The organism is Streptomyces sp. URMC 127 (assembly GCF_051386535.1).
GTDB lineage: Bacteria > Actinomycetota > Actinomycetes > Streptomycetales > Streptomycetaceae > Streptomyces.
This window is the reverse complement of sequence record NZ_JBPQTW010000565.1, coordinates 1-242: the sequence shown is the minus strand read 5'-3', so window position 1 is coordinate 242 and position 242 is coordinate 1. Positions and strand designations below refer to the sequence as shown.

General features: G+C 71.1%; 1 protein-coding gene. It reads right to left on the bottom strand.

The window, feature by feature from the left end; translation table 11 throughout:
- Positions 1-242: hypothetical protein (locus ACSNOH_RS35405; protein ID WP_436725530.1), on the bottom strand; the 242-nt coding region annotated here is incomplete at both ends.

The following is a 242-nucleotide window of genomic DNA, read 5'->3' as shown; positions in this document are numbered from 1 at the left end:
GTCCTTCTCCGCGCAGTGGCAGTCCCCGCTCTCGGCGATCAGGACCGCGAGCAGCAGCTGGGGATCGATGCCGGCCTCGGCGGCGGACCGCCTCACGTGGTCGAGGAACTCCGGGGTGGCGTTGTCGCCGAGCCAGTTGTAGACGATCTTCTGACCGCTCCGCCGGTCGGCGCAGTCCGTCACCTGGCACAGGTTGGTGGCCCGGCTGGTCGAGCCGCGGGCGGCGGCGCAACTGCTCACAC